This window comes from Pseudomonas sp. R19M (assembly GCF_050312585.1).
Lineage (GTDB): Bacteria > Pseudomonadota > Gammaproteobacteria > Pseudomonadales > Pseudomonadaceae > Aquipseudomonas > Aquipseudomonas palleroniana.
Genome location: NZ_JBNPJV010000079.1, coordinates 33228 through 56685 on the forward strand (window position 1 = coordinate 33228; position 23458 = coordinate 56685).

Sequence of the window (23458 nt, forward strand, 5' to 3'; positions counted from 1 at the left end):
TTTAATCAGTAACATACGGCGCATTCCGCGATAGCTCAGTTGGTAGAGCAAATGACTGTTAATCATTGGGTCCCTGGTTCGAGTCCAGGTCGTGGAGCCAGATAGGAAAAGCCTGCAGCGATGCAGGCTTTTTTTTGCCTTGGATTTCTTCCGGGTGATCAAAGCGCACGGCGTGAGCGGCATGAATGCATCTCTAATCCTACGATTCAGGGGTAAATGTCATGAAAGTCGCTGCGGTCGTTTCAACCAAAGGCGGACCGGGTAAAACCACGGTTGGCGTCAATCTGGGCGCGTTCTGCGCCGATGCAGGGATCCGCACCCTGCTCATTGATCTGGATAATCAGCCTTCGCTGTCGTCGTTCTATACGCTATCGCATGAGGCGCCGGGTGGGACCTATCAACTGATCGCGAATAACGAGACTCGGGCCGATCAGGTCATTTCGAAGACCTGCATTCCTAATCTCTCATTGATCCATTCCAACGATCCGTTCAATCAGCTGGGAAATTTGTTGCTCCATGCTGCTGACGGGCGCCTTCGTCTCAAAAATCTGTTACCGGCTTTCGAGCAGGATTTTGATTTGGTTCTGATCGACACCCAAGGAGCCCGCTCCATCGTGCTGGAGATGGCTTTGCTTGGGGCACAAATGGCTATTTCGCCTATCACCCCGGATATGCTGACTGCGCGAGAGTTTCAGCGTGGAATGCTCCAGCTCTATCGAGATCTTGAGCCGTTGGCAGCATTGGGTGCAGTGACGCCAATGTTGAATGTCGTGATCAACAAGCTTGATGCAACCAATGATGCAAATCTGATTTATCACACGCTAACCGAAACCTTTTCTAATCATCCGAAAGTGCAGATGATTCAGACTACCATCCCGGCCGCAGTGAGCTTTCGCCGAGCTGCGACAGAAGGCATCCCTGCGCACCGTCTGGAGTATCGCCTTCCTACTCACCGTCGTTCGCCTACCGCCTTCAAAGTCATCAAAGACCTCTCAATAGAGCTCTTTCCCGAATGGCGCTCGAAATTTGAGGCGCTGAATGAAGAGCGCCTGAGTCATAACATATCGTTGTTATCGAATAGGGTGGCCTTGGGGAGAGCTGCGGTATGAGTTTTCTTGATTTAGCTCCACCTCATTCGGTTGAGGCTGAACAAGGCGTGATCGGTGGCCTGATGCTCGACAATTCCACATGGGATCTCATCGCGGACATCATCTCGGCGGACGATTTTTTCAGGCGTGATCACCGCCTGATTTACCAGGCAATTGAGCAGCTTGCTTCACGCAGTTCACCTATCGACGTTGTCACTGTCCTTGAGTCTCTGGACGAGCCTGATGAGGTCGGAGGCTTAAGCTATCTGGCGGAGCTGGCAAAGAACACGCCCTCCGTTGCCAACATTTCGACCTACGCCGCGATTGTCCGTGAGCGCTCCCACCTTCGTCGTTTGGTGATGCTTGGTTATGAATGCAGTCGGGAGGCCTCTTCAAGCCAAGCCAAGAGTGCCGAGGTTCAAGACCTTGTCGAACAGAAACTCTTCTTGCTGGGACAGGATAGAAGTCGGAGCGATTTCGTAAACATGAAACAGACATTGATGGAGGTGGTTGAACGAATCGACTACCACTTCAATGAAGGCGACAGTATTACCGGAGTTCCGAGTGGTTTGGATGCAATGGATCAGGTCACTGGTGGCTTTCAAGATGCTGACTTGATCGTCATTGCGGCGCGTCCTTCCATGGGGAAAACCAGTCTGGCACTTAGTGTCGTGGATGCCGTACTTCAACAGAAGCCCAACAATACAGTCCAGATCTACAGCCAAGAGATGTCAGCTCACGCGCTTACGTTTCGTTTGATTGCCATCCTGGGCGAACTCAATCTTGCGAATTTGATGCGCGGTCAGTTGCGTGATGAGGATTGGCCCAAGGTCATTACGGCTGTAGGTCGCATCAACGGATACGGTGAGCGGCTCATCATTGATGACACTGCCAGCCTGACACCGTCAGCGCTCAGGTCAAAGGTACGACGTGCTGCGCGCCGAGCAGGAATGCCTCGCCTGATCATGGTCGACTACCTTCAGCTCATGCGGTTAGATGGAAAAGAAAACCGAAACCTTGAAATTGCAGGGATCACAGCGTCCTTGAAGGCGCTGGCCAAGGAGTTCAATTGTCCGGTGATTGCGCTGTCGCAGCTTAATCGTTCGGTTGAACAGCGTGCCGACAAACGTCCGTCCAATAGTGACCTTCGCGAATCAGGCGCTATTGAGCAGGACGCCGACGTCATCATGTTCATCTATCGGGATGAGGTGTATCGCCCGGAATCCGCGGATTCTGGCGTAGCAGAAATCATCTTCGGCAAGTACCGTAATGGTCCCACAGGCACCGTCCGTGTTGCTTTCGTTCCTGATCAAACTCGTTTTGCAAATCTGCCCAAAGGCTACGAAGCGGGAGATTTGCGATGAGTGTGTTCAGTCAGCGAGGGCGATGCTGTGAATGCGGCGCTGAGTTCCCTTTGCACACTGCAACTCAGAAATTCCTCGATGTTTGCCCAACCGAGAGTGAGATCGAACTTGATCTGTGCCCTGAGTGCGGCAGTTTCAGCGTGGAGGATTCTGCGACGCAGGCATGCACTGACGATAACGTCGACGACACTTGCACAGTCGTTTTTCGGCTTAACCGTGAGCAAATGGGCAGCGGCGAATTTCTCTATGCGTTGGCCTGTCGTATCGAAGGCTGGAAGGGCGTCGAAGTGTTAAGGGTTCAGATGCCTGATCAGTGTTACGAGGCAGCTATCGGGGAGGTGCATTGATGGCTACCAAATCCCTGTCTAAAGAACAGGTCAAAGGCAAGTTGTTGATGGGCACGTTTGCAGCTGGTCCTGCACCCGCTCGATTGTCTGATCCAATTGTCGATACGCCGATGATCCTGACTTTGGAGCAGCTTAGGCCCTATGACCACAACCCCAGGCTTAACCGCAACCCACGATACGATGATCTACGAGCATCGATACTGAATCGTGGTTTGGATGCGCCGCCGCCGGTCACGCGTCGTCCGGGTGAAGAGCACTTCATCATTCGTAACGGCGGCAACACGAGATTGGCCATTCTCAATGAGCTATGGCGTGAAACGGGTGAGGAGCGTTTTTTTCGTGTTCATTGCTTGTTCAGGCCTTGGCCCAACCGTGGTGAGATTCTCGCTTTGACCGGCCATTTGGCTGAGAGCGATCTACACGGCGAACTGACTTTCATTGAGCGAGCGCTAGGAGTTGAGCGAGCAAGAGAGTTCTATCAACTGGAAGCCGACGCACCTCTTTCTCAACGAGAGCTGGCTAGGTTGCTAAAGCAGGATGGCTATCCTATTTCCCAGCCGCACATCAGCAAAATGCAGGATGCAGTGCGCTATTTGCTGCCCGCCATTCCCAACACGCTCTATGCAGGACTGGGTAAGCCGCAGATTGAAAAGCTGACTATTCTACGTCGGGCAAGTGAGAGAGCTTGGTTAAAGCATTCTGGATCATCAATTCAAGAGCTGAATCACGAACATCTTTTCCAAGAGGTGCTATCCGCGTTTGACGGTGGCGAATTCATCTACGAGCGCTTCCAAGACGAATTGCTGCATAAGATGGGTCAGTTGTTGGGGCAGGACTACAACAACCTGAGGCTCGATGTACTGGATCCTGATCGTCCTTCCTCGGTGGCACGTGGCCCATCAATCAGTCCGGTGTCTGATCTGAGTCAGGCGCCTGTAGTTGTTGTGCCTGAAGGTACTCACACTCAATCAGTATCGGGGTCTTCGGCAGCGCAAGCCTATCTTACCGAAACGTTGGCGCAGCCTGAGCAGCCAAAGCTCAATTTGTTGCAGGACCAGCAGAGGGAGCGTATTGCCTCCAATACAATCTCTCCGATCTCAGGTGCTACAGCACGTACTCAAGCGATCAAAGTGCAGCTAGCTCAAGCCACTGGGGAAGCGATCCCCACGTTTGAGCAATCGTGCCTTGAGTCCATTCCTATCCAGGCTGGCGGTGTACACCCGGTTGCCGATCTTTGGTACATCGAACGGGCCGTCGATTCGCCTGAGGGGCTGCGGCAGGCCGTGTTCGGATTGGTACAGGACATCGCTCGCGAAGTGGGGTTGCCGCTCGATCATATTGCTGAAAGCGATTGGGGGATCGGCTATGTCTGTTCGCGTGCGGAGGATTGGGACAGCGATCTGTTCGCTGGTACGCCCAAAGGACTCAGCCCTGAGGCCTACACGCTGCTCAATCTTCTGGATGGCTTGAGCGGCCGTTTTGCTCCCGCTCTGAATATGCTCCGGGACGACAGCGACGCCGCTGAGCGCCCGGAGATGAATAGCTATCGCTTTCTTGCTGAGCTGGGACACATCCTGCTTGGTAATGCCCTTCTAAAAAGCCAACCGGCATCTGTGTCTGACCGCTTGGGTGATGTCGCGCTGGTGAAGTTATTCAGAGTCATTCGGCTCGGGCGCCGGCTTATCGAGTTGGAGTCCAACCAAACATCTTGCGATGTCATCCAATAACCACGGAGTGGTGGAGGTTTCTGTGCATCCCTTAAATCTGGCTGTTGCCTTTCAGATTCTAAACAACATCAAAAATGGCCAACTGCGTAGCTGCCTGGCCATGGGCTTTGAAGAACACGACCTGAAGACCCTTGTAGATCCGCTGTGCATGGGGGCTTTGGTGAATTCACCGGTACCTTGGTTCAAGGTTGTTGTCGATGGCGTGGCGGTAAGGCGGGTAATTGCTCACGCCAAAAATACTGAAGAAGATGAGGTGATCAACCGCGCGCTAACGCTGGGGGCCAGCTCCCCGATGATTCTGGAGCTATTCGGCTTGCCTCCCAAGGAAGTTGCGGTCCGGCGCTCAATTCTTGGTGTACCGCTGCGCAGAGGGCGTTGGCCTCATGTTGGGGCTGAGGATGAGGCTGTTCTATGGAAGCATTGGGTCAGCCTTATCAAAGAACTCAACACCAACTTAAAGGATCCTCGGTCGATTCTTGATGTCGCGATGGTGATGGCTGAGCGGGAGAGGAGTCTAAATCTGGCCATGATCTGGAGCACCATTCATAGCTGGATCACTCAGGGCCTCGTGTGATGAGTGAAGGGGGCAATCACCGTTACACCCCGAGTAACCTCGACGCGCTAAATGCGCTGCTCAGCTCTGCTAGCGCATCACTCAGTGAGGCCCGATCTGGAAAGCGGGCCGTGTCGAATGGCGAGAGGTCACTGGCACGGCCTCTCTTGCCCATTTCTGAACCGGAAAAAGCCGGCATTATCTTTACCGGCAATCCGCATGAGGCTGTGCCTAGACGTCTGCTGTTGGATAACCGCCTAACGCCCCTGGAGCGCAATGCCTGGCAGGTCTTCCGACTGCTACTCAATGATGATGGCCTGACGTCCTTTCCAACGTATGAGCAACTGCGGCCGTATCTAACGTCCTCTCCCTTCAAGGTAGCCTCGCGTGAAACCGTCTCCAAAGCGCTCACGGCTTTGCGTATGACACGCTGGCTTAGCTTGGGCGGTTGCGTGCGCGATGAGGTCACGGGGCAAATGAAGGGCAACATCTACCTGTTGCACGATGAGCCGGTGAGCATTGCTGAAGCAGCCTTATTAGACCGCGGCTATCTGGAGTTAGTGAATGAAGGCTTGGAGCATGCGAACAAATCCATTCGTGATGTAGCAGCTCATGTCATCCAAGAGCTTTCCACTGATTCCTACCTTCGTGAGAACGCTTTGCCCTCACACTTGGAGCGGATGCAGCAGCGTATAACTGAGCAAGGTTGGGCAAAATCCTCAGTTGTTCGTCGGGCATCAAGTGAATCCGAACTCAGTGAAAACGATTCCGAACTCGGTAAAAAAGCCCCAGTTCGGAGTCGTGGTGACCTGAGTACGGATTCCGAACTCAGTTGGAAACCGGTCGTTGTGAGCCCAGTTCGGAATCCGAACTCATCTAGTACTAGTACAGATACAAATGTTTGTAAAAACACAGTACCGCGGGCGCGCGAGACGCTGAGATTGCCGGCGCAATTCCTGCAGCTTGCGGCAGAGCAGCGACGGAACGCGATGGTGGCGCTGGGCGGCATGAATCCTGAACTGCAGCAGCAGGTGCTGGATCAATGGTCTGCTCGTTGTGCCAGTGCCGAGGTACGAAACCCAGCTGGATACCTGTTTGGCATGATCCAAAAAGCACAGCGGGGTGAATTCAATCAGCCTGGCGACCACGGAAAAGTATCTCTCTCGGATGATTCTCGCGGCGCTCTGAGAACCACAGTCTCTCGTTCGGCACCTATCCCGGGGTCAGTCATTCAGCGTGGCAAGCCAAGTACTGAAAGCCTCGTAACTGGACGTGAAGGGGTCAAAGCGATTTTAGATCTGCTTAAGTCAAATACAAAATCTTAGGCCGTTGAAAGTGATTCCACTGGAATCACTTTGGCACATCGGTAAAACGATTCCACTGGAATCATACTGGCAGACGGCTACTGCGATTCCAGTGGCATCACGTTCTTGGTTGCTCATTGAGTTAGTGAGAGTTTAAAGCCGCACCCTTCCAATTCTGTTTCCTGACTGACGATCCCGATGTTCCTGGCAACACTGATGCTGTGGCATCCACTTGCAGGAGCAATCCATGTCTGAAGTTTTCCAGCTAAACCTTGGTCCTCTACGCAGCGACAAAAGTCTTACGCTTCACACTCACCACGCTGCTCGCGTTTGGCACGGCAGGCCAGCGGGGGAGGGTAAGAACGGCATCATTGGCCTAAGCGGCTTTGTAGCATTGATGAATAAGATCACACGCATGGCTGAGCGGGATGACCCCTACGCCGATTTATGGATGATTCAAATCCAGGAGAAACTTGAGTCTTCCAAATCAGAGCTGGAAGCCATAAAAGCCCTATTAGACCAGTCAATGAGTAGGCTGCCGGAGGCTTTAAGTGTGGGTGAAAATGTGAATGTGCACCCGGTCACGCTGCCCGTATTTATCAATTCTCCCTTTGGGTTTCTAGCCGTCTACCTACTTATTGCGTACGACGATATCGTTCGCCGCTTGTTGTTGGCTCATCACACTGCATTGATGGGGCGGCGAGATATGGAGATCTGGATCAACGCTGGGGGGAAGGTGCTGCGTAGCCTGTTTGGGTTGGCTCAGCGCTATAAAGTCTCCGGTGTCACCCGTGATGATTTCATCACCAACAACGCTGTAGCTCGTGAGGCTCGGGAGAAATTCGGAGAGCTGCCTCAGGACGTTTTGGAAGGAGTACGACGCTCGGAGTATGCGCCGCTAATCGTTCAGCGTCGGCTTCTTGATGGGCAGCACGACGAGCGCTCTGACGAAGATTTTCTGAGGCCTGCACCAGGCGTTGAAATCGTCCTGCCCGAAGCGTCGGGAGGGGAGCGATATGGCTCATTCTGAATACCTAACCATGCACCCAACTCCAGAAAAACCCACCCAAGGCTTAAAACATACATCCTTCCAAGCACTTCAACAGATTGCCTTCTCCGAGCTGGAACACGCTGCCTTCCTTAAAGGGTTTTTAAAGCCTTTTAAGGGTAAGGGAGAGCTCATGCAATTTGGCGACGAATGTAGTCAGTTAATGAACAGTCTGATTCTGTTGGCGACTGAGCAGGTACTGGCTCAAGCAGAGCGTTATCCATTCACGTTGCTTCCAATTCGTATGACGCGACAGTCGACCGGCGCTGGGACAGTGTTTCTGCGGTGGAGTCGGATGGATCGCAGCAAGATGGGTGTCGACTTATGGGGTGGCCTTCTCCTGGATGGCAGGACACCGGATAGTCTGGTTTTGGATCTACTCGCCATGGAGCGGCAGCGCGTAGTGGTCAATATGCAGATCAGTCTGGTTCACAGCATCAGCCGCCAGGCATTCCTCTGCGCATCCAAAATTGATACTGCCGAACAGATTTATCAACAGCGAATCTCTCAGCATCCGGAAAAAAACGCAGCGGAGGTATGACCATGTCCACCAAGTTTTGGGGGGAGGGCAACATCGGAACCAAGCCAGAATTCAAGGAGTTTCCGAATGGGAACAAAGAGCCTCGGCGATTGCTGCGGCTGAATGTCTACTTTGATAACCCAGTTCCGAAAGGTGATGGTGAGTATGAGGATCGTGGTGGTTTTTGGGCCAGTGTAGAACTCTGGCATAAAGATGCTGAACGCTACTCGGATCTCTATAGCAAAAGCATGCGGGTGGTGGTGATTGGTCGGCTGGTGATGGATAAGTGGGAGGACGAGAGCGGTGGAGAGTGTAGAGCAATGAAGGTGCAGGCCAGTCGGGTTGGGATCCTGCCACACCGTCTACAGAGTGCAGGAGTGACAACAACCGACGCTCTTCCTATAGGATAGTGTGAGCAAGGCTTGCTTTTTCTCACATGAACTTGACCGCAACCAGCCAGTGAGCCTCCCCAAGTCGCAGGCAATATTTGATGTTCGAGCTTGCCCATCAGCAGCCCTTCACGAAGAACGGCAACTGACCAAAAGCGGTTATCGAGCAATTAGGTAATGGTTAATCAGGGCCTGCACTCCGGCGCCATTTATGGGGACATTTCTATGCGTGCTCGACAGCCAAGTTCAGATTGTCCCCACACCACCGCCCCCTAAAAAGATACTCGGTGGATTACCCCACCGATGGTCGGCAAACACCGCCTTGCCGACCGCCTTATCCCGCTCTTCCCACCGTACGAATGCTACTTCGGCGCGGTTTTTCTATCTGCAGCACCATGCTTTTTCGGGGAAGGTCAGCGGCCAGACATTCGGGACCGTCACTACCGGGCCGGCCATTACCCTGCTATGGATCGAGGAGAACCTTTCTCCCGCCTGGCAGCGCCTGTCCGGCACTTACGTCGAAAACCTTGGGTGGCTGGAGTATGCAGAACGTTACGACCGGCCGCATACCTTCCATTACATGGATCCGCCTTACTGGCAGACCGCTGGCTATGGTGTAGATTTTCCTTTCGAAAACTACGAGCGCATGGCTGATTTCATGCGGCGCTGCAAAGGCAAAGTGATGGTCAGCATCAACGACCATCCCGATATCCGGCGGGTGTTTGAGGGGGTTCACTTCGAAACGGTGGATATCCGCTATAGCACGACGAATCAACGGCAGGGCAAAGCCGAGGTGAGCGGCGAACTGGTGATCATGAATTGGCAGCCAAAGCCTTCGGCGGCCTTTTCTAACGCACCGGCTGGATTAAACCGGGGCCTTTGTTCTTCACGTTGCCAACCGCGACGTCGACTTTAAACCACTCAAAGGCCTCTGCCGGTTCGCCCTGGAGCAAAACCATCTGTTCTGCACGTTCCTTTGGCGTTGCTGGGTCCAACCATTCACGAGCCAGCTCCGGCGTCAGCACCACGGGGCGCCGGTCGTGGATGTCCACCATGCCGCCGGCACTGTCGGCGGTGATGATCACAAAACCGTCGTGCTCGCCTGGGCCTTCATCGGCATCGGGCAGTTGACCGATAGCGGCACATAGCACCGGGGTACCGTCCCGCCGTCGGATCAGGTAAGGCTGTTTCTTCAGTCCGCCTTCATCCACCCACTCAAACCAGTTATCTATTGGCGTGATTGACCGGTGCGGCCAGATTGCCCGGAAGAAAGGGCCGTGCGCAACCTTCTCGACGCGGGCGTTGATCGGTGCGGCCCGGTCTTTGGCCCAGTGTGGACGCCACCCCCAAGGCACCAAATCGGCGTGCAGCAGATCGCCTTGCCGGTGGAGCAGGGCGACCTGGCTTGTAGGGGCTACGTTGTAGCGCTCAAGCGGTAAATCACCCACTGAGTTAGCCAGTGCATTGGGCATGCTCAGTGCTGCTACGAAGTCATGAATGCCGCTGTATTGCGAGAGCCTGCCGCACATAACCGTCTCCGCTGGTCGAGCCTGGTGAACCGCCGAGCCTCGGCCGGTCTCTATCCAGTAGACACCGGGACGGGAGATTCGTCATGACAACCGATATCCAACAGGTTAACGAGATAGAGGCGCGGTATGCGCTTCTCGGTGATGCTGAGTTTGAAGCCGGGTCGCCGGAGTACCGATATGAAACTCGCCTGGCGCTTGCTGACGATATGCTTGAGCGGAAGGTGATCGGCTGCGGCGAATGGCAGGAGCTGGTGGAGGAAGCAATCGCTGCTTATGGAGACGATGTTGGCTGACTTCCGGTTTTGGGGACGAAGCCCTGGCCGGAGCAGTTCGTACAATCTTCCCGTAGCCCGAAGCGGTCGAGGCAAACTGTGCACTTGGTGAAACTGGCGGATATCAGCAAGGGCCTGGCTTTCCGATAACTCTCGAAATCATGCTCTTCCAACGCGACCTGAGCGCAATCGACCAGCGCCCGATAGACATCCGCGTCGCAAATGGCTGGATAAATCTTCCCCCAGATAACTTGTGCGGTCTGCACCAAATCGTACAACTCACCGGATGGTGCAGTCAGCACTAACCCGTTTATCGACCAAACATCATTGTTCTGGCGAAGCATCAGGCGCAGCTCATGCTTGTCGCCAAATACCTTTCCATCAAACCCACCCGCACCTGGGCCAGTGACCGAATAGAAAGTGTTGGCAATTATCTGCCCAAGGCACTCCGAGCTGGCTCGATGCACGACGTCGTAGTGTCCGCCAAACATGTATCCGGCATCCGCCGTAACCAGCTCCTCGACGGTGTGCCAGTAAGCCGCGTCAACCAGTTCGTCCATCTCCAGCTTTTCCATCTGATCAATTACCCCTGCCTCCAGCATGTCGCGAGCTTCCCATCGGCACATTGTTCTATGGGCCTCGGGGGTATCCATCCGAAACGAGTTGTCGTTGAGGATTCGCCGCCATTTGGCGAGCCATTCCTTTTTGAGTTGTGCAGGAGGCATGTGAGGGACTGCTTATTTAAACTGTACGCACGTACAGTAATCGAGGCTGATCATCGAAGCGATTTGAGGCGACGAGCTGTAGGGATATGGACCTGTTGGGAATCGGGACATTGACGTGCTACTTGGGACATAGATCTGTTAAGGGTTGTAGTAGGGGATGTACCTGGCGTGCGTCGTCAAAGGCTGTCTTATGCTAAAAGCAGATACTTATGAACGGCCAGTTACGACCTGAAGATGTCCCCGTGAAGGGCAGCAGTCGGCCAGTAGTTGCCTTTGAGGGGCGGTTGCTACTGACTCGGTGCCAGGCAAGTTGTCTCCTTTCTGACTACCATCTAGACATGCCGATGGCGAATTGCCATTCTGGGGGGGTATCGAACGATATGCTTAGTACTACGCAAGGAGGCAGAGTGACGATCATTCAGGAAATTCACGCATGGTCTAAGGGGCTGCCTGCTTGGCAGCAAGATGCGATTGCTCGGCTCTATCAAGATCGTACGCTTAGTGTGGTTGACCTAGATGATCTTTACGCGTTGGCCAAGGCCGAAGTGGGGATCGCTGATCCAGATGACCGGAAGGCGATGGTGCTAGAGGATGCTCAGGTAGCTCCGCCGGCCGATTCAACCCGAGTTGTTCAGCTAGCAGCGATTAAGGATCTCCAGAATGTTAACGCTCTAGCGAACGGTGGCAGTGTTCCGATTGCAGTGGCAGGTCTGACGGTTATTTACGGGGAGAATGGCGCTGGGAAGTCGGGATACTCCAGAGTATTCAAGCATGCGTGCCGTGCGAGAGATCGGCGTGAGCCCATACTGCCCAACGCAAACCTGGATCCCAAGAATGCCGGCGTTGCCCAAGCGGTGTTCGAGGCCTTAATCGACGGCACGGCCACTGACCTTGCGTGGCAGTATGGAATAGCGGCGCCTGAACCACTATCGGACATATCCATCTTCGATACCCATTGCGCACGTGCTTACATCGATAACCATGGCGATTTCGCTTACGCTCCATACGGACTGGATATCTTGGAGGGGTTAGTAGGCGCTTGTAACAAGCTCAAATTGCGTGCCACGCAAGAAAAGACAGCGAATGCTCCTAGTGACGCTGCTTACGCCGTACTCGCGAAAGAGCAGACCGCAGTGGCCACTACGCTGCTGGGTATCCCCACCAAAACCAATTCTAAGCATATCGAGGCTTTAGCGACGCTCAGCCAGGCAGAGCAGGATCGGCTGCTCTTACTGACACAAACCCTAGCTGAAGCTGATCCGAAGCAAAAAGCCCAAGCGCTGCGCCAGAAGGCGACGCGCTTCTCAGGGTTGAAGGATCGAATCGCAGCTGCAATGACGTTGATCAACGATGAAAAGCTCAATCAGCTCGGAGAACTCATTAAGAAGTCGAAAGCAGCCAAAGCCGCCGCGGAGCTGGCTGCTACGGAATTCAAGCAGACGCCGGGTCAGCTTGTTGGAACAGGTGGCGATGAGTGGAAGGCCCTTTTTGAGGCGGCTCGAATTTTCGCCGGGGTTAGTCATCCAGATCATGAGTTCCCGGCGATTTCAGAAGATGCCACATGTCCCCTTTGCCAGAACCGACTTGGGGAAGATGGCGCCTTGCGACTAGTTAAGTTTGATGCCTTCATTAAGCATGCTGCCGAAAAGACTGCGAAAGACGCCCGTGAAACTGCCGCCACTGCATACAGGGCAATTCAGAACGCAGCCTTGGATGTAATGTTCCGCGATGCCTTGGTTGAGGAGCTTACGGAAATTGATCCAGAGCTCGCAGCGTCATGTTCATCAATGCAGGAGTGTCTGCACTCCCGTCAGAAAGGCATACTGCAAGCCGCTGCGGCTGAGATCCAATGGGAGGATGTCCTGAAGTTGCGGGCCGATCCGCAACCGGGCTTAAAGCACATTATTTTAGGTCTACAGGGCCAAGCCGCTACGCTAGAGGCAACGGCCGATGAGAAAGTCCGGGCTGAAATGGCGACGGAGAAGCGAGAGCTTGATGCACGAGTAAGGTTGGGCGAGGTTAAGGACGCTGTGCTGGAGGCAATCGCTAAGCATGAGGTATGTAGCAAACTTCAGGCATGCATTGAGGGTTTAGACGCACGCGCTATTTCCAGAAAATCCACCGACCTTTCTCGTACTACGGCCAGCCAAGAACTTGCGGACGCTCTGAACGAAGAGCTCAAGCGTCTTAAGGTGCATCAGCTTCAAGTCGTGATGAAGCCTGAGTCTCCGGGAGGCAAGACCCAGTTCAAGCTGATTTTGCAACTACCTGGAGGGCGCGCCCCGGCAGCCATTCTTAGCGAGGGAGAGCAGCGCGCTATTGCCATTGCCTCTTTCCTCGCGGAGATCAGGCTTGGTAAGGGCCGTGGTGGAATTGTGCTGGATGATCCGGTTTCATCGTTAGATCACCGTCGTCGTTGGGAGGTAGCGGAGCGTTTAGCGATTGAGTCGCTGACTCGACAAGTAATCGTCTTCACCCATGACATCTACTTCCTCTGCATTCTGGAGCAGAAAGTTGAGGAGTTTGGGGCTGCTCTGACTAAGAACTACATTCGTCGAACCGCGCAAGGCTATGGAGTGCACTCGCAGGACCTGCCATTCGATGTGGTGGGTACAAAGGAACGCCTGGCCAGATTGCGCCAAGCGATGGTTGAGGTTCGTAGAGCACAGAAGGATGGGGACGAAGACGAGCATCGTCGCCTGACCGCTGCATGCTATGGTCGACTGCGCCTCGCTTGGGAGCGGTGTATCGAAGAAGTTCTGTTGAACGGAGCGGTCCAGCGGTTCGGCGAGGGTGTATCGACACAGCGTCTCAAGTCTGTTGTTGTGACTGATGAAGATTACCGAGAGATCGATATCGGCATGAGCAAGTGCTCCAAGTTCGAGCATGACGCGGCAACGACCGTCGGAAGGCTCCCGACGCCAGAACCTGATGAACTAGAACAGGACGTCGAGAGATTGGCGACATGGAGAGCTGCTTTGGAAAAACGCTTGAGAGATATATCCAAAGCGAGGAGCTGAATTGAAACGCTCTTCGAGCGGCCGTCGGGAAATGACAGCTTTTGGCCAAAAGCACTAGTCCGCGAACGACTGCTATCGGCCAAAAGCGGACTTCGAACTGCGTCCGTGGTAAAAAGCATTCGCAAGGTCTGGAGCTCCAAGCCCCAAGCCATTTGGGATTAGGCTCTCGACAGGGTTGATAGCATTAAAGGTGGTCAACTCGCGACTTAGAAGCAGTCGGAATTAGATGGAATTGACCTTTTAAACATCCTAGATGGATCTACTATGTCTCAGTCAACCGAGTTAACCGGTGGCGCCGGGTTTGTCTATGAAAGCCATGTGGCTGCATATTTCATGTCTGCTCTTCTTGCGGAGACTGTCAGACCACCATTACAAAGTAAAATTAAAAGTGTACGTCTTCAACAAGCCGCTCTGGGCGCTCCTCTTGATGATATTATCATCGAATTTGATACTTCAATTCAGATGAAAGCGCACTTTCAAGTCAAACGAAGCCTTATCATATCTTTCTCTAAAACCAATAAAGATTTCAAGGAAATTGTTATTAACTCTTGGAAGACGTATATCATCTCAAAAAATGAAAGCCGTAACGACACATATGGAGCGCTAACAGACGAAATCGCCAGCTCATCCCTGAGAAATGTTCAAACTGTCTGTGAAAGTGCACGAAGTAGCGAGAGTAGCGAATCATTCTGGGCTATAGAAGCTCAGGCTAGTGTAAAATTCAGGGAGTTCATTGATGTACTACGTAAGATTTTAGATGGCGCACATATCCAGACGACCCCGCACGAATTATATGAATTTCTCCAAGGGTTTTATATAGAGTCTTTACGAGTCATGACTTCGGGTGCTCCATTACTCACGTCAGCGATAAATGAACTTAAGACAGTTCTTAGGGCAGAACATCGCGTTACCGACCTATGGGAGGCTCTTAAAGGAATAGCAAGAGAAGGAGCGGGCCAAGCTGCCACCTACAACAAGCGGTCACTTCAACGTAAATTGGTATTGTTTTCCTTCAAAGATATAGCTGCTCAGCAGGAAATAAAGTCGACAGTCGGACGATCAGAGAGTGGAACCTCGGGCGCCACCCCAATTACGTGCTCTCTTGCGTTTTCGCATATCGAGCAGAGCGATGTCGCAGTTACCGCATTAATTGTAACAGACGAACCTGAAACGTTATCTAATCAGATACAGTCTTGGAAAGAGCACGTTGCTCGGAGCGCGTTAATCCCTGATGAGAATAGGTCTGAGATTGTTCGGGAACCACTAAAAAATATAGTTGCGCAACCGGTGTTAGCGTATGTCCTCCTTCAGAACCTGGCTGTGGCAGATTTTTCTGCCTATGTTTATTACGCGAAAAAAATAAATATTGAAAAATGGGATGAGGCCAGATATGAACTCGAGCTTAAGACACTGCCTTTGGTTCACAGATTGAGCAGCAAGCGCGAATTGATTGATGAGCTTCATACTACTGAGGTAAACGCCAAACGATTTTCAGACGCCGCCATAAGATTTTTAGCTGAAAACTATCACCGTGAAATAGAAAGCCCTATACTAAAAAATAGCTTTGGAAAAGTAGCAGCAATTAAAGAACTTGCGGATATTATCGCGAAAATAACTGCTGGCTTCATCGCAGGTGATCAAGTTGCAGTTAGCCAGATCGGCTACATAAAGACGAGAATTAGATATGGCGAGAATGTTGTTACAAGGGAAAAGCACTTACGAGACCGCAATCCGCTAGCATGACTGCCTCAAAAGCTTCCATAGCTTTTCTGCGAAAGCCGGCTCAATTGAGTGTGCATAAGCTATCATGCCTTTCATTTGAGCCCAAGAAGGTGTAACTGTATCTACGTGCTTACTTCTTTCAAAATGTTCTTTTCCATACTTGCTTGCGTAGAAGACTGCAAGTCTAAGCCTCCTTTTCAATTTTTTTGGAAGTCGTGGTCTTTCTCGATCAACTACGGATAGTCCTGTGACAAACTGTCTCGAGCCTCGTCGCTGGACATAACAGCCGCTCTCCCTAAGTTCAAACCCATTGTTTTTAACAATCTGGCTCACAGCGCTAATATCTGGGGTTCCCGCCCCTGATATGGTCATATTGTCAGCATAGCGACTATACATGCAGTCATGGGTGGAGGCTAAATCTAGCATCGCTTGATCTAACCCCTTGCAAACTAGATTCGAAATTGTTGGGCTGCAGCGAGTTCCTTGACGCAAGAATCCGTCAATGGTAGAAATCCTTGCTAGTAATTCCGAAATTTCAGGAGTTGCCCCGATTGTTAAAAAAGCTTTCGCAACTTGTGGCTCTGTAATTGCGTTGAAAAAATTTCTTATATCCGCATGAAGGATTAGACTTTTACGGAGGTGGAGTTCAGCGTTAGTTAGGGTCGAGCGACCCTTGAGAAAACCTTGAACGTGCATACCAAAGCTAGCGCTGTTTGTAACCAACATCGAAATAGATCGGTGAAGCTGGGTGACCCACTTATGGTTTGCCTTATAGACTTCTCTAAATTCCCCTTTGCGATTTCTTCCACGCTTTGGAATTTCGAGCTTTTCGTAAAATCCTTTCTGGCAATTCGAAACTGCGTATTCGAATATTTTTGACTCACTCACACCTACGGCTTGAGCTAGCTCATGGGCGGAATGAATGTCTTTCAGGCATCTTGTAGTCATTAGAGGCTGCAGAGTATAAGGGGCGGCTGGATGGAATATGTAAGACCTCAAAGGTCGGGCACGGACTCATGCCCACGGACATAACCGCGGTCAATCATCCAGCCGCCGTGTGAAATCTACCATATACTTGACTGGAATGTGAAGCCCGACCTCGACTCGCTCTCCTACTTTAGTCGAGTGCCTCGTAAAAAATTCTAGGAAATTCGCTTAAAAACAAAATCTTGGACGTTGCCCGAAGCAACGCATGAGGCTCAGCCACTAGACATTGAGCACCTGAAAGTTGAAAGTGCGGTTTTCGCAATCAGAAAACTACATGATGAAAAACTTAGGTCGCCCCATGACACCGCCGAGTTGGTTTCACGATCGAGGGCCATCCCCTATTGAGGACGAGTTCAGTAAAGCTGCCTCTGACTTCGCGGGCCTGATTGAAAGAGAGCATTGGTTTGGGGATGCGGATAAGCACCATCGTTATCGGGTGGATTTCATCTTAAAAGATGCAAGACTCATCATTGAGCTTGACGGTCATTCCTCGCATTCAACAAGAGAACAGTTGGAGAAGGATGCTGTCAGACAACGCTATCTAAGCCGAGCCGGCTACACTGTGATCCGTTTCACGGGGCGAGAGATCGCGAATGACGCAGAGGGGTGTGTTTCAGAGGTGCGTCAGATGTACGAGGAGCGCATGCAGCGGGCTCCTGCTAAGTATCGAGTCATGTACGTTGACTATTTATTTGTCAAAAAACAGATGAATGAAGCCCTGAGGTTTTACCGCGGGATTCACCCTGAGAAGAAACTCACATGCCAGTCGCTTGAAAAAATCATCCCTCATGCGATTGAGTGGTTGCATGAAAAGTCATTTGTCACGGCTTTCGTATTCTGCCCTGAGGAACTACACAGTGAAATAGAACATCTGAATGCAACTATCGTGGAATATGACAAGGGTGAAATTAAGTTTAATACTTTGGCAAGTGAACTTTACTCGTTGGACTTGGGCGAACACCTAGAAAATTTTGCACATTTTTTTGACGAATTCATGGTAGTCGCAGATGATCCGGTCTATAGAGCTCCTATTCGTGCCGTACTGCCAGCAAAAATCAGTGAAAAAACCGTCGGAGCCTACACTCACAAGTACCTTCCTAATGCCAAGCTTTTACGCCTAGGCAACGATGAGACTTCCTTCGCGGGTACCGAGTTAGCTTACGTCCGCTGGCAAGACATATTTTACCCAATCGGATTTGCTCTGGGGTTGAACATATACGAACTATAGTTACTTGAACGGTACTTTTTTCGAGGTGGATGTTACGCAGAGTTTGGGGTAGTCATTAGCCGTTGGCCTATTCCAATCTCGGCGATAGCAGGCGACCGATTTTGGCCCAGAGTGTGTAAAAACGCTTTCTTGAACCCTTGCTATGATTTCTGGGGGGGTCATAGCAAGGATCGCCCATGAAGCGCTTTATCCAAGGTGAACATCGAGGCCAAGGCACCTTACTTCCCGAAAGCCTCGACGACTACGTCAGCGATACCAATCCGGTGCGCATAGTCGACGTCTTCGTTGACGAACTCGACCTGATCAGTCTGGCTTTTTACGGTGCTATTCCTGTTAACACAGGCCGGCCGGCTTACCACCCCGCGATCCTGCTGAAAATCTATATCTACGGTTATCTCAACCGCATCCAGTCGAGCCGACGTTTGGAGCGAGAAGCCTAACGCAACGTCGAGCTGATGTGGCTGACCGGGCTTTTGATGCCGGATTTCAAGACCATCGCCAACTTCCGAAAAGACAACAGCAAGGCCATCCAAGGCGTCTGTCGCCAGTTCGTTGTGCTGTGTCAGCAGTTGGGACTGTTCGGAGAAAATCTGGTCGCCATCGATGGCAGTAAATTCAAAGCAGTCAACAACCGCGACCGCAATTTCACCAGCGCCAAACTGAAGCGGCGAATGGAAGAAATTGAATCGAGCATCAAGCGTTACCTGACTGCACTCGATGCTGCCGATCGGCAAGAACCCACAGCTTCCGAGCCTAGCGCCGTGCGGCTGGAAGAGAAAATCGCCAAGCTCAAAACTCAAATGAAGGAGCTTCAAGCGATCGAAATCCAGCTCAATGAATCGCCGGATAAACAGGTCTCACTGACCGATCCAGACGCCCGCTCCATGAAGACGCGTGGCACGGGAATCGTCGGCTGCAACGCGCCGACAGCGGTCGATACTCAGCACCATTGATCGTTGCATATGAGGTGACCAACGTCGGCTCCGACCGCGATCAACTCAGCTCGATGGCCACGCAGGCCCGCGAGGCGATGGCATCGGTAGTGGCTGATCGTGGTTACTTCAAAAGCGAACAAATCCTGGCTTGTCACGATGCCGGCATCACCGACTATGTGCCCAAGCCGATGACCTCTGGAGCCAAGGCAGACGGGCGTTTCAATAACGATGCCTTCATCTATGACGCGGCAAAAAACGAATACATTTGCCCGCCTGGAGAGGCGCTGATCTGGCGCTATACCAACGTTGAAAAGGGCCTGATGTTGCACCGTTACTGGAGTTCGAAATGCCAGGGCTGCGCGTTGAAGTCGCATGCACTCCGAGCACGGAACGACGGGTTCGACGTTGGGAGCATGAAGCCGTATTGGAGGAGATGCAGCTTCGGCTGAGCAAAGCGCCGGAGACGATGCGAGTCCGAAAACGGAAGGTTGAGCATCCCTTCGGGACGCTCAAACAATGGATGGGTGCGACGCACTTCCTGACGCGAAAGCTGGCGGGGGTTGGCGCGGAGATGAGTTTAAATGTGCTCGCCTAAAACATGAAACGAGTCATGAAAATCATCGATGCTCACGGTTTGATGAAGGCGCTATCGGCATAAAAAAGCTGATTTTGGCCCATCCGAGAGGCTGTAAAAAAGCTTTGACGTGTTCCAGGTCGCGACTGATGCAATACGCAGCATTTGCCATGCGATCGTTCAGCCACGGACATTGAGCGTTTTTACACGCCCTGGGCCGATTGCAGACTAACCCGTTCGTCCAAGGGGATACGGAACTACTTTTTTCTGAAAAATTTACCCTTTTTTCGATATTGGGAGAACGGTGTCGGCTCGGATGTCGCCGTTAGGTTTGTCACGGAATCTACGGGCGATTTAAAAACTGTCCGCCAGATTCAGATAAAACCGACGAATTAAAAAGAGTTTCCTTACAAGCATTCCGTCTGGGTTTCTGCAAGCCTGATCGGACTCACCTACGTTCAGTCTAGTGAGTTTATAAATTGCAAAACAGGACGAGCACAAAATGGAAAAAAAAGACTTTGCTAGGCGTGTAGGCTACGGTTTTGGAAGGATTTTACGGGCTTACACGCGGAAAGAGGCATCAGCGATTAACTGGTTGTTAGTAAGGGGAGCCTCTCGCTCCCTGACGAAAGTAATGCTCTGGGTTGTAAAGCTCTTATTACTTGGAGTTCTCATGTGCTTGGCACTTTGGGTAGCTTTGCCCTATCTCGTCTTAGTTTTAGCCAGCGCGCTGCAGCGCCGTGGATTGATCTTCCCTGAGAAAGCCAGCGGCGGTGACGGATGGCGTCATGGCGCATCCGGCTACGGCGATTACAGTGGAGATCAGCGCGTGGACGCTAGTAGGTTCGATGAAGATAGTTGAGTTCAACCCTTCCCTTTATTCGATAGCCTTTGCACCACACTAGCGCCGTTTGCCCCAGCGTCTTCGGCGCCTTTCGACGCTTGCCTCAGCCCGTCAATTGAGTTGCCAACTCTGAATCCCGCAAAGCCCAAAGCGCCAACCCAGAAGGTGGGCAATACGATAAATAAAGCCGCCATTACATAGTTCAACAGCATGTCAGCCTGTGTATTGTTCATACCCATCAGCGGATTTAGTGTGGAGTGAGGGGAGGTGGCTCCATACAGTGCATCTAGGATGGTAGTATCAACCCAGCGTGCGATCTGCAGCCAGAAGTCGACGAAGATCATTGCGAACTGAACGACTGAGACGGTGATTGTCGCCTTAAGGTCGTAGGTGCTGAACATCAGCACAAGCGGGGTACAGATCACCAATGCCATCTTTAGAGCTGCGAGAACCATAGGCAGTGCCTGGCGTACGACGTCCATCGCCGGAAAGTACGCCAGGGTGCCCACCGTCAATCCAACGGTGCCTGTCACACGACTCATGTCATTGAAGAGTGAGTCTCCGAGCTGGCCACCGTAGTCGGTATACACTTTTCCCTGAGTCATCTTCTGACTACTCGGCGAAACCACCTGCCGAATGATTGTGTCGTTGACCTTGTCCTGAGACATGAAGCTGGCCCAGCGAATAAAGCGCTCCAACAAAGTGCTGTCCACCTGGTTGAGCAATCTAGCACGGAGGCCTCGATCGCTGTCTGTCCACCATTGGCTGCACGTTGGGTAACCACCGCCATTCTTAACTTGGGCGAGTCCCAGGTCCCTCGCTGGATCGTAGGGCCACTCTGTACGAGGGGTCCTTGAGTAGTAGGTGTCGTAGTAGCCTGACTGGCTGGAGAAGTACCTGGACCCTATCCAATTGATATCGTTTTTCAGCTCGTCGGTGAGGTTCGGGCGATTCATGAATAGCTTTGCTCGGGAGTAGCCGTAGCAATCATTGGTGAAGTCTGCGACCTCTTGGGCGAGCACCGGATCATGCAGCCGAGTGTTATTCACCTGCATTCGCATCTGTCTGAGGTCCGTACCGCACGGAATGGCTGCAACGGCCGCACCGGTCACGGCTTTTGAAATCGAGTGCACAAAGAACCACCACACAGGCACTTGTGCGCTCTGATTGTTCAAGGAGGTGAAAGATCGGCCCCAGCCCGTGTCAGCAGGCGCCGGAACTTGGTACTGACACTGCTCGGAGCGGCTCTCATCGAACTGCAGCGTGCTGAGATCGAGGTGGATGAAGGGCATGCCTGCAAACATAATCACAGCCGTCGCCAGCCAAAGACGGCTTTCGATTCGTGTGCTGGCCAGCAAGCCTTTATTACCCTCATCAGCACCTTCGCCACGCGCCTTGAGCCACTCTTGGAGAAGGATGGCGAAGAGGGGGAGGGCGAACATGCCGGAGTCGAGCAAGACGTCCCAAATACCGTTGCTGACAAGCCAGCCTACGAGGGTTAGGTAATACTCAAGGTAGTCGTTGGTATAGAGCGTCATATCAGACTCCTAGCCGTATCAGGGCGCGGAGCAGCTCTATCAGCAGCAGCGACAGAATCACGCCCGTCTCTATCCTGCGTACACTTTTTTTGGAGGCCGATTCGCTCTGAAGCAGCCGACTTCGATAGAGCAGCCATGCCCCCAACGCGATGCAGTAAAGCGCCACTCGCCACGCGAAAAAATGCCAGTACGAATGGGTTCGCCACTCCTGCCATGCAGCCAAGCCGCTCATGACGTAAATGCCCAATACGTTGAAAGTGAGGGCGATCAATATGACTAGGCCAGCGACGGCAGTAGGAGCCCAAATGCTCCTTGTGGTGAATCGTCTTTGATTCTTCTGCGTCATGGCTTTGGTTTCCTGCCCTTAGCGGAGCTGTCTTTTTCCACTTGCTCAAGACGATTGGTTTCTGGATCCCCTTCGTAAATGGCCTTTGAGTTGTCTTTGCGTTCCTTGTGTCGAGCGATGATTTTGGCCGGGGAGTTGCTGGTCAGGGACCTGCGTAGCTCCAACTCGGTTTTGAGATTGGTAATTTCTTGTTGGAGAGATTGACGCTCGGCATTCACTGCTGCGGTAGCAATTTCATTCGCAGCGACATTGGGTTCTTTGTTGCCCGCGAGGAGGGCGCGCTGCAGCAGGAGGGCTTTTTCCAGCACGCTGGTGACGGCGATTTCAGAAGCAAGCCGCTGTGCCAGGATTTCCTGATCAGGTTCGTCGCGTAGTGCAGTAATGACGCCCCGGGTGATGGGCATTGAATTGCTACCAGCGGACTTCAAGTTTTCTATGCTTGGCGGCTTGGCCCCAGATATGAGTTCGTGGAGTGCTTCCAGTTTTGACTCGTACTCTTCCTGGATTAATGGAGTAAGGCCAACGCCGGCTGTAGTGGTGCTCTTTGTGCACGATTCACAGGTCTGTTGCTGCACCTCGCCCAATACGCGGTTGGCGAATGATGCCGCCTCGTTCGGTGAGCGCCAGGTGCCACAGAGCATGCCGCTGTTGCAGTCATCCGGAGCGATAGTGGAGGTGTCTGAGGCGGAGCGATTGTTCAGCAGGTTGAAGCCTGCTTTGGTGACCTCGCTAACCACGCGAATAGGCGGCTGCCCTCGACCGCCGGCTTTGTTTCCGCCCACCCACGGTACGCCGGTATTTCCGTTGTCGGATTCAGCTTGAGCGGTAACGGCTACGGCATCACTGTTTTGGCCTATGGCTTCCTTTAGAGCCTGACCCTCTGCAAGTGAGCCCCAGCCCGTTTGGTTACCTGCGATGTTTGCCATACGTTCTGCCATTGCACGGCAGCTTGCCTTGGAGCGATCGAAGTCGAGACGAGCTTGCAGAATGCCGTTGGTAAGCAGGTTGTATAGGCCTGGATCTGCACGTTGAATGATCAGTGCGGGAAGTGAAGCAACGGCGCCGCTCGCGTTTTGAATCACGCTCCCCATAATGCTCTGGAAGCCGCCTGTCAGTCCGTTGAGTTGGTTATGCAGTGTGGTCGACAGGTCCATGTTTCCGCACATCAAGTTGCTGTGCCAGCCAACGCCCACCCCGATGCTTTGCATGTTGCCGGCACGCCCCATTGAGACCGCATTTCCTCCGCCGATGCTATACAGGACGTCATCACCGATCACGCTGCCTGCACTGCTGTAACCCGGTGCGGCCATCGTCAATTGTGAACTGCTTAGTATGGTAGTGATGAGGATCCATGCGTAGTTGAAAGGGAATGTGAAAACGGACGTCCGAGTCATGGAA

The 23458-nt window shown here is 52.5% G+C and carries 19 protein-coding genes, 1 tRNA gene and 2 pseudogenes; 16 read left to right on the top strand and 6 right to left on the bottom strand.

All coding sequences use genetic code 11. The features are described from left to right. Positions 1-24 precede the first annotated feature (24 nt). The 10 genes and pseudogenes from ACQRBT_RS16915 to ACQRBT_RS16960 all read left to right on the top strand — a co-directional run. A tRNA-Asn gene (locus tag ACQRBT_RS16915) sits at positions 25-100 on the top strand. Positions 101-221: 121 nt separating this feature from the next. Further along, a complete protein-coding gene (locus ACQRBT_RS16920) occupies positions 222-1109 on the top strand; it encodes a ParA family protein (RefSeq protein WP_412046505.1) in 888 nt (295 codons plus the stop codon). Then, on the top strand, positions 1106-2452 hold the full coding sequence (dnaB, locus tag ACQRBT_RS16925; RefSeq protein ID WP_412046504.1) for a replicative DNA helicase: 1347 nt from the start codon (positions 1106-1108) through the stop codon (positions 2450-2452). Before ACQRBT_RS16920 ends, dnaB begins: the two co-directional genes overlap by 4 nt. Before the next feature lie 346 nt (positions 2453-2798). Beyond that, complete coding sequence (locus tag ACQRBT_RS16930) at positions 2799-4526, top strand: ParB family protein (protein WP_412046503.1); 1728 nt, start codon at positions 2799-2801, stop codon at positions 4524-4526. Positions 4527-4548: 22 nt separating this feature from the next. Continuing rightward, on the top strand, positions 4549-5100 hold the full coding sequence (locus ACQRBT_RS16935) for an STY4526/YPO1902 family pathogenicity island replication protein (protein ID WP_412046502.1): 552 nt from the start codon (positions 4549-4551) through the stop codon (positions 5098-5100). A 146-nt stretch (positions 5101-5246) separates the two neighbouring features. Continuing rightward, complete coding sequence (locus tag ACQRBT_RS16940; RefSeq protein ID WP_412046501.1) at positions 5247-6404, top strand: STY4528 family pathogenicity island replication protein; 1158 nt, start codon at positions 5247-5249, stop codon at positions 6402-6404. A gap of 226 nt (positions 6405-6630) precedes the next feature. Beyond that, the gene (locus ACQRBT_RS16945) at positions 6631-7413 is read left to right on the top strand and encodes a PFL_4669 family integrating conjugative element protein (RefSeq protein WP_412046500.1); all 783 of its coding nucleotides are present in this window, start codon (positions 6631-6633) and stop codon (positions 7411-7413) included. Further along, positions 7400-7972: a DUF3158 family protein gene (locus ACQRBT_RS16950; protein ID WP_412046499.1), complete on the top strand. Its 573-nt coding sequence runs from the start codon at positions 7400-7402 to the stop codon at positions 7970-7972. The genes ACQRBT_RS16945 and ACQRBT_RS16950 overlap by 14 nt, the downstream gene beginning before the upstream one ends. A 2-nt stretch (positions 7973-7974) precedes the next feature. Continuing rightward, positions 7975-8361 carry a single-stranded DNA-binding protein gene (locus ACQRBT_RS16955; RefSeq protein WP_412046498.1) on the top strand — a complete coding sequence of 129 codons (387 nt, stop codon included), beginning with the start codon at positions 7975-7977 and terminating at the stop codon, positions 8359-8361. A 346-nt stretch (positions 8362-8707) separates the two neighbouring features. Then, positions 8708-9192, top strand: a pseudogene (locus tag ACQRBT_RS16960) (DNA adenine methylase); the annotation flags it as partial. On the opposite strand, the gene ACQRBT_RS16965 reads toward ACQRBT_RS16960, so the two are convergent. Continuing rightward, a complete protein-coding gene (locus tag ACQRBT_RS16965; protein ID WP_412046497.1) occupies positions 9189-9869 on the bottom strand; it encodes an SOS response-associated peptidase family protein in 681 nt (226 codons plus the stop codon). The pseudogene ACQRBT_RS16960 and the gene ACQRBT_RS16965 sit on opposite strands and share 4 nt — an antisense overlap. 83 nt (positions 9870-9952) lie before the next feature. Here ACQRBT_RS16965 and ACQRBT_RS16970 point away from each other — a divergent pair, with 83 nt between their 5' ends. Next, on the top strand, positions 9953-10162 hold the full coding sequence (locus ACQRBT_RS16970) for a hypothetical protein (RefSeq protein ID WP_412046496.1): 210 nt from the start codon (positions 9953-9955) through the stop codon (positions 10160-10162). On the opposite strand, the gene ACQRBT_RS16975 is transcribed toward ACQRBT_RS16970, so the two are convergent. Continuing rightward, the gene (locus tag ACQRBT_RS16975) at positions 10141-10866 is read right to left on the bottom strand and encodes a hypothetical protein (RefSeq protein WP_412046495.1); all 726 of its coding nucleotides are present in this window, start codon (positions 10864-10866) and stop codon (positions 10141-10143) included. The two genes, ACQRBT_RS16970 and ACQRBT_RS16975, sit on opposite strands and share 22 nt — an antisense overlap. A gap of 380 nt (positions 10867-11246) precedes the next feature. Here ACQRBT_RS16975 and ACQRBT_RS16980 point away from each other — a divergent pair, with 380 nt between their 5' ends. Together ACQRBT_RS16980 and ACQRBT_RS16985 are read left to right on the top strand one after the other, a co-directional pair. After that, the gene (locus tag ACQRBT_RS16980) at positions 11247-13886 is read left to right on the top strand and encodes an AAA family ATPase (protein ID WP_412046494.1); all 2640 of its coding nucleotides are present in this window, start codon (positions 11247-11249) and stop codon (positions 13884-13886) included. Between the two features lie 264 nt (positions 13887-14150). After that, the gene (locus tag ACQRBT_RS16985; RefSeq protein ID WP_412046493.1) at positions 14151-15629 is read left to right on the top strand and encodes a hypothetical protein; all 1479 of its coding nucleotides are present in this window, start codon (positions 14151-14153) and stop codon (positions 15627-15629) included. On the opposite strand, the gene ACQRBT_RS16990 is transcribed toward ACQRBT_RS16985, so the two are convergent. Continuing rightward, on the bottom strand, positions 15621-16556 hold the full coding sequence (locus tag ACQRBT_RS16990; RefSeq protein ID WP_412046492.1) for a reverse transcriptase family protein: 936 nt from the start codon (positions 16554-16556) through the stop codon (positions 15621-15623). The two genes, ACQRBT_RS16985 and ACQRBT_RS16990, sit on opposite strands and share 9 nt — an antisense overlap. Before the next feature lie 313 nt (positions 16557-16869). On the opposite strand from ACQRBT_RS16990, the gene ACQRBT_RS16995 reads away from it, so the two are divergent. From ACQRBT_RS16995 to ACQRBT_RS17005, 3 genes and pseudogenes are all read left to right on the top strand, one after another. Next, positions 16870-17823, top strand: a complete 954-nt coding sequence (locus ACQRBT_RS16995; RefSeq protein ID WP_412046491.1) for an endonuclease domain-containing protein — start codon at positions 16870-16872, stop codon at positions 17821-17823. A 176-nt stretch (positions 17824-17999) separates the two neighbouring features. After that, positions 18000-19416, top strand: a pseudogene (locus ACQRBT_RS17000) (IS1182 family transposase). A 418-nt stretch (positions 19417-19834) separates the two neighbouring features. Further along, positions 19835-20194 (top strand): DUF3742 family protein, encoded by a 360-nt coding sequence (locus ACQRBT_RS17005; protein WP_412046490.1) that lies wholly within the window; start codon positions 19835-19837, stop codon positions 20192-20194. Positions 20195-20196: 2 nt separating this feature from the next. On the opposite strand, the gene ACQRBT_RS17010 is transcribed toward ACQRBT_RS17005, so the two are convergent. Genes ACQRBT_RS17010 through ACQRBT_RS17020 form a run of 3 tightly spaced genes read right to left on the bottom strand, consistent with a single transcriptional unit; the run spans position 20197 to position 23454 of the window. Further along, the gene (locus ACQRBT_RS17010) at positions 20197-21714 is read right to left on the bottom strand and encodes a conjugal transfer protein TraG N-terminal domain-containing protein (RefSeq protein WP_412046489.1); all 1518 of its coding nucleotides are present in this window, start codon (positions 21712-21714) and stop codon (positions 20197-20199) included. 1 nt (position 21715) lies between these two features. Continuing rightward, entirely contained in the window at positions 21716-22060 is a 345-nt protein-coding gene (locus ACQRBT_RS17015; RefSeq protein WP_412046488.1) for a hypothetical protein, read from the bottom strand. Continuing rightward, complete coding sequence (locus ACQRBT_RS17020) at positions 22057-23454, bottom strand: integrating conjugative element protein (protein WP_412046487.1); 1398 nt, start codon at positions 23452-23454, stop codon at positions 22057-22059. Before ACQRBT_RS17020 ends, ACQRBT_RS17015 begins: the two co-directional genes overlap by 4 nt. Positions 23455-23458 lie beyond the last annotated feature (4 nt).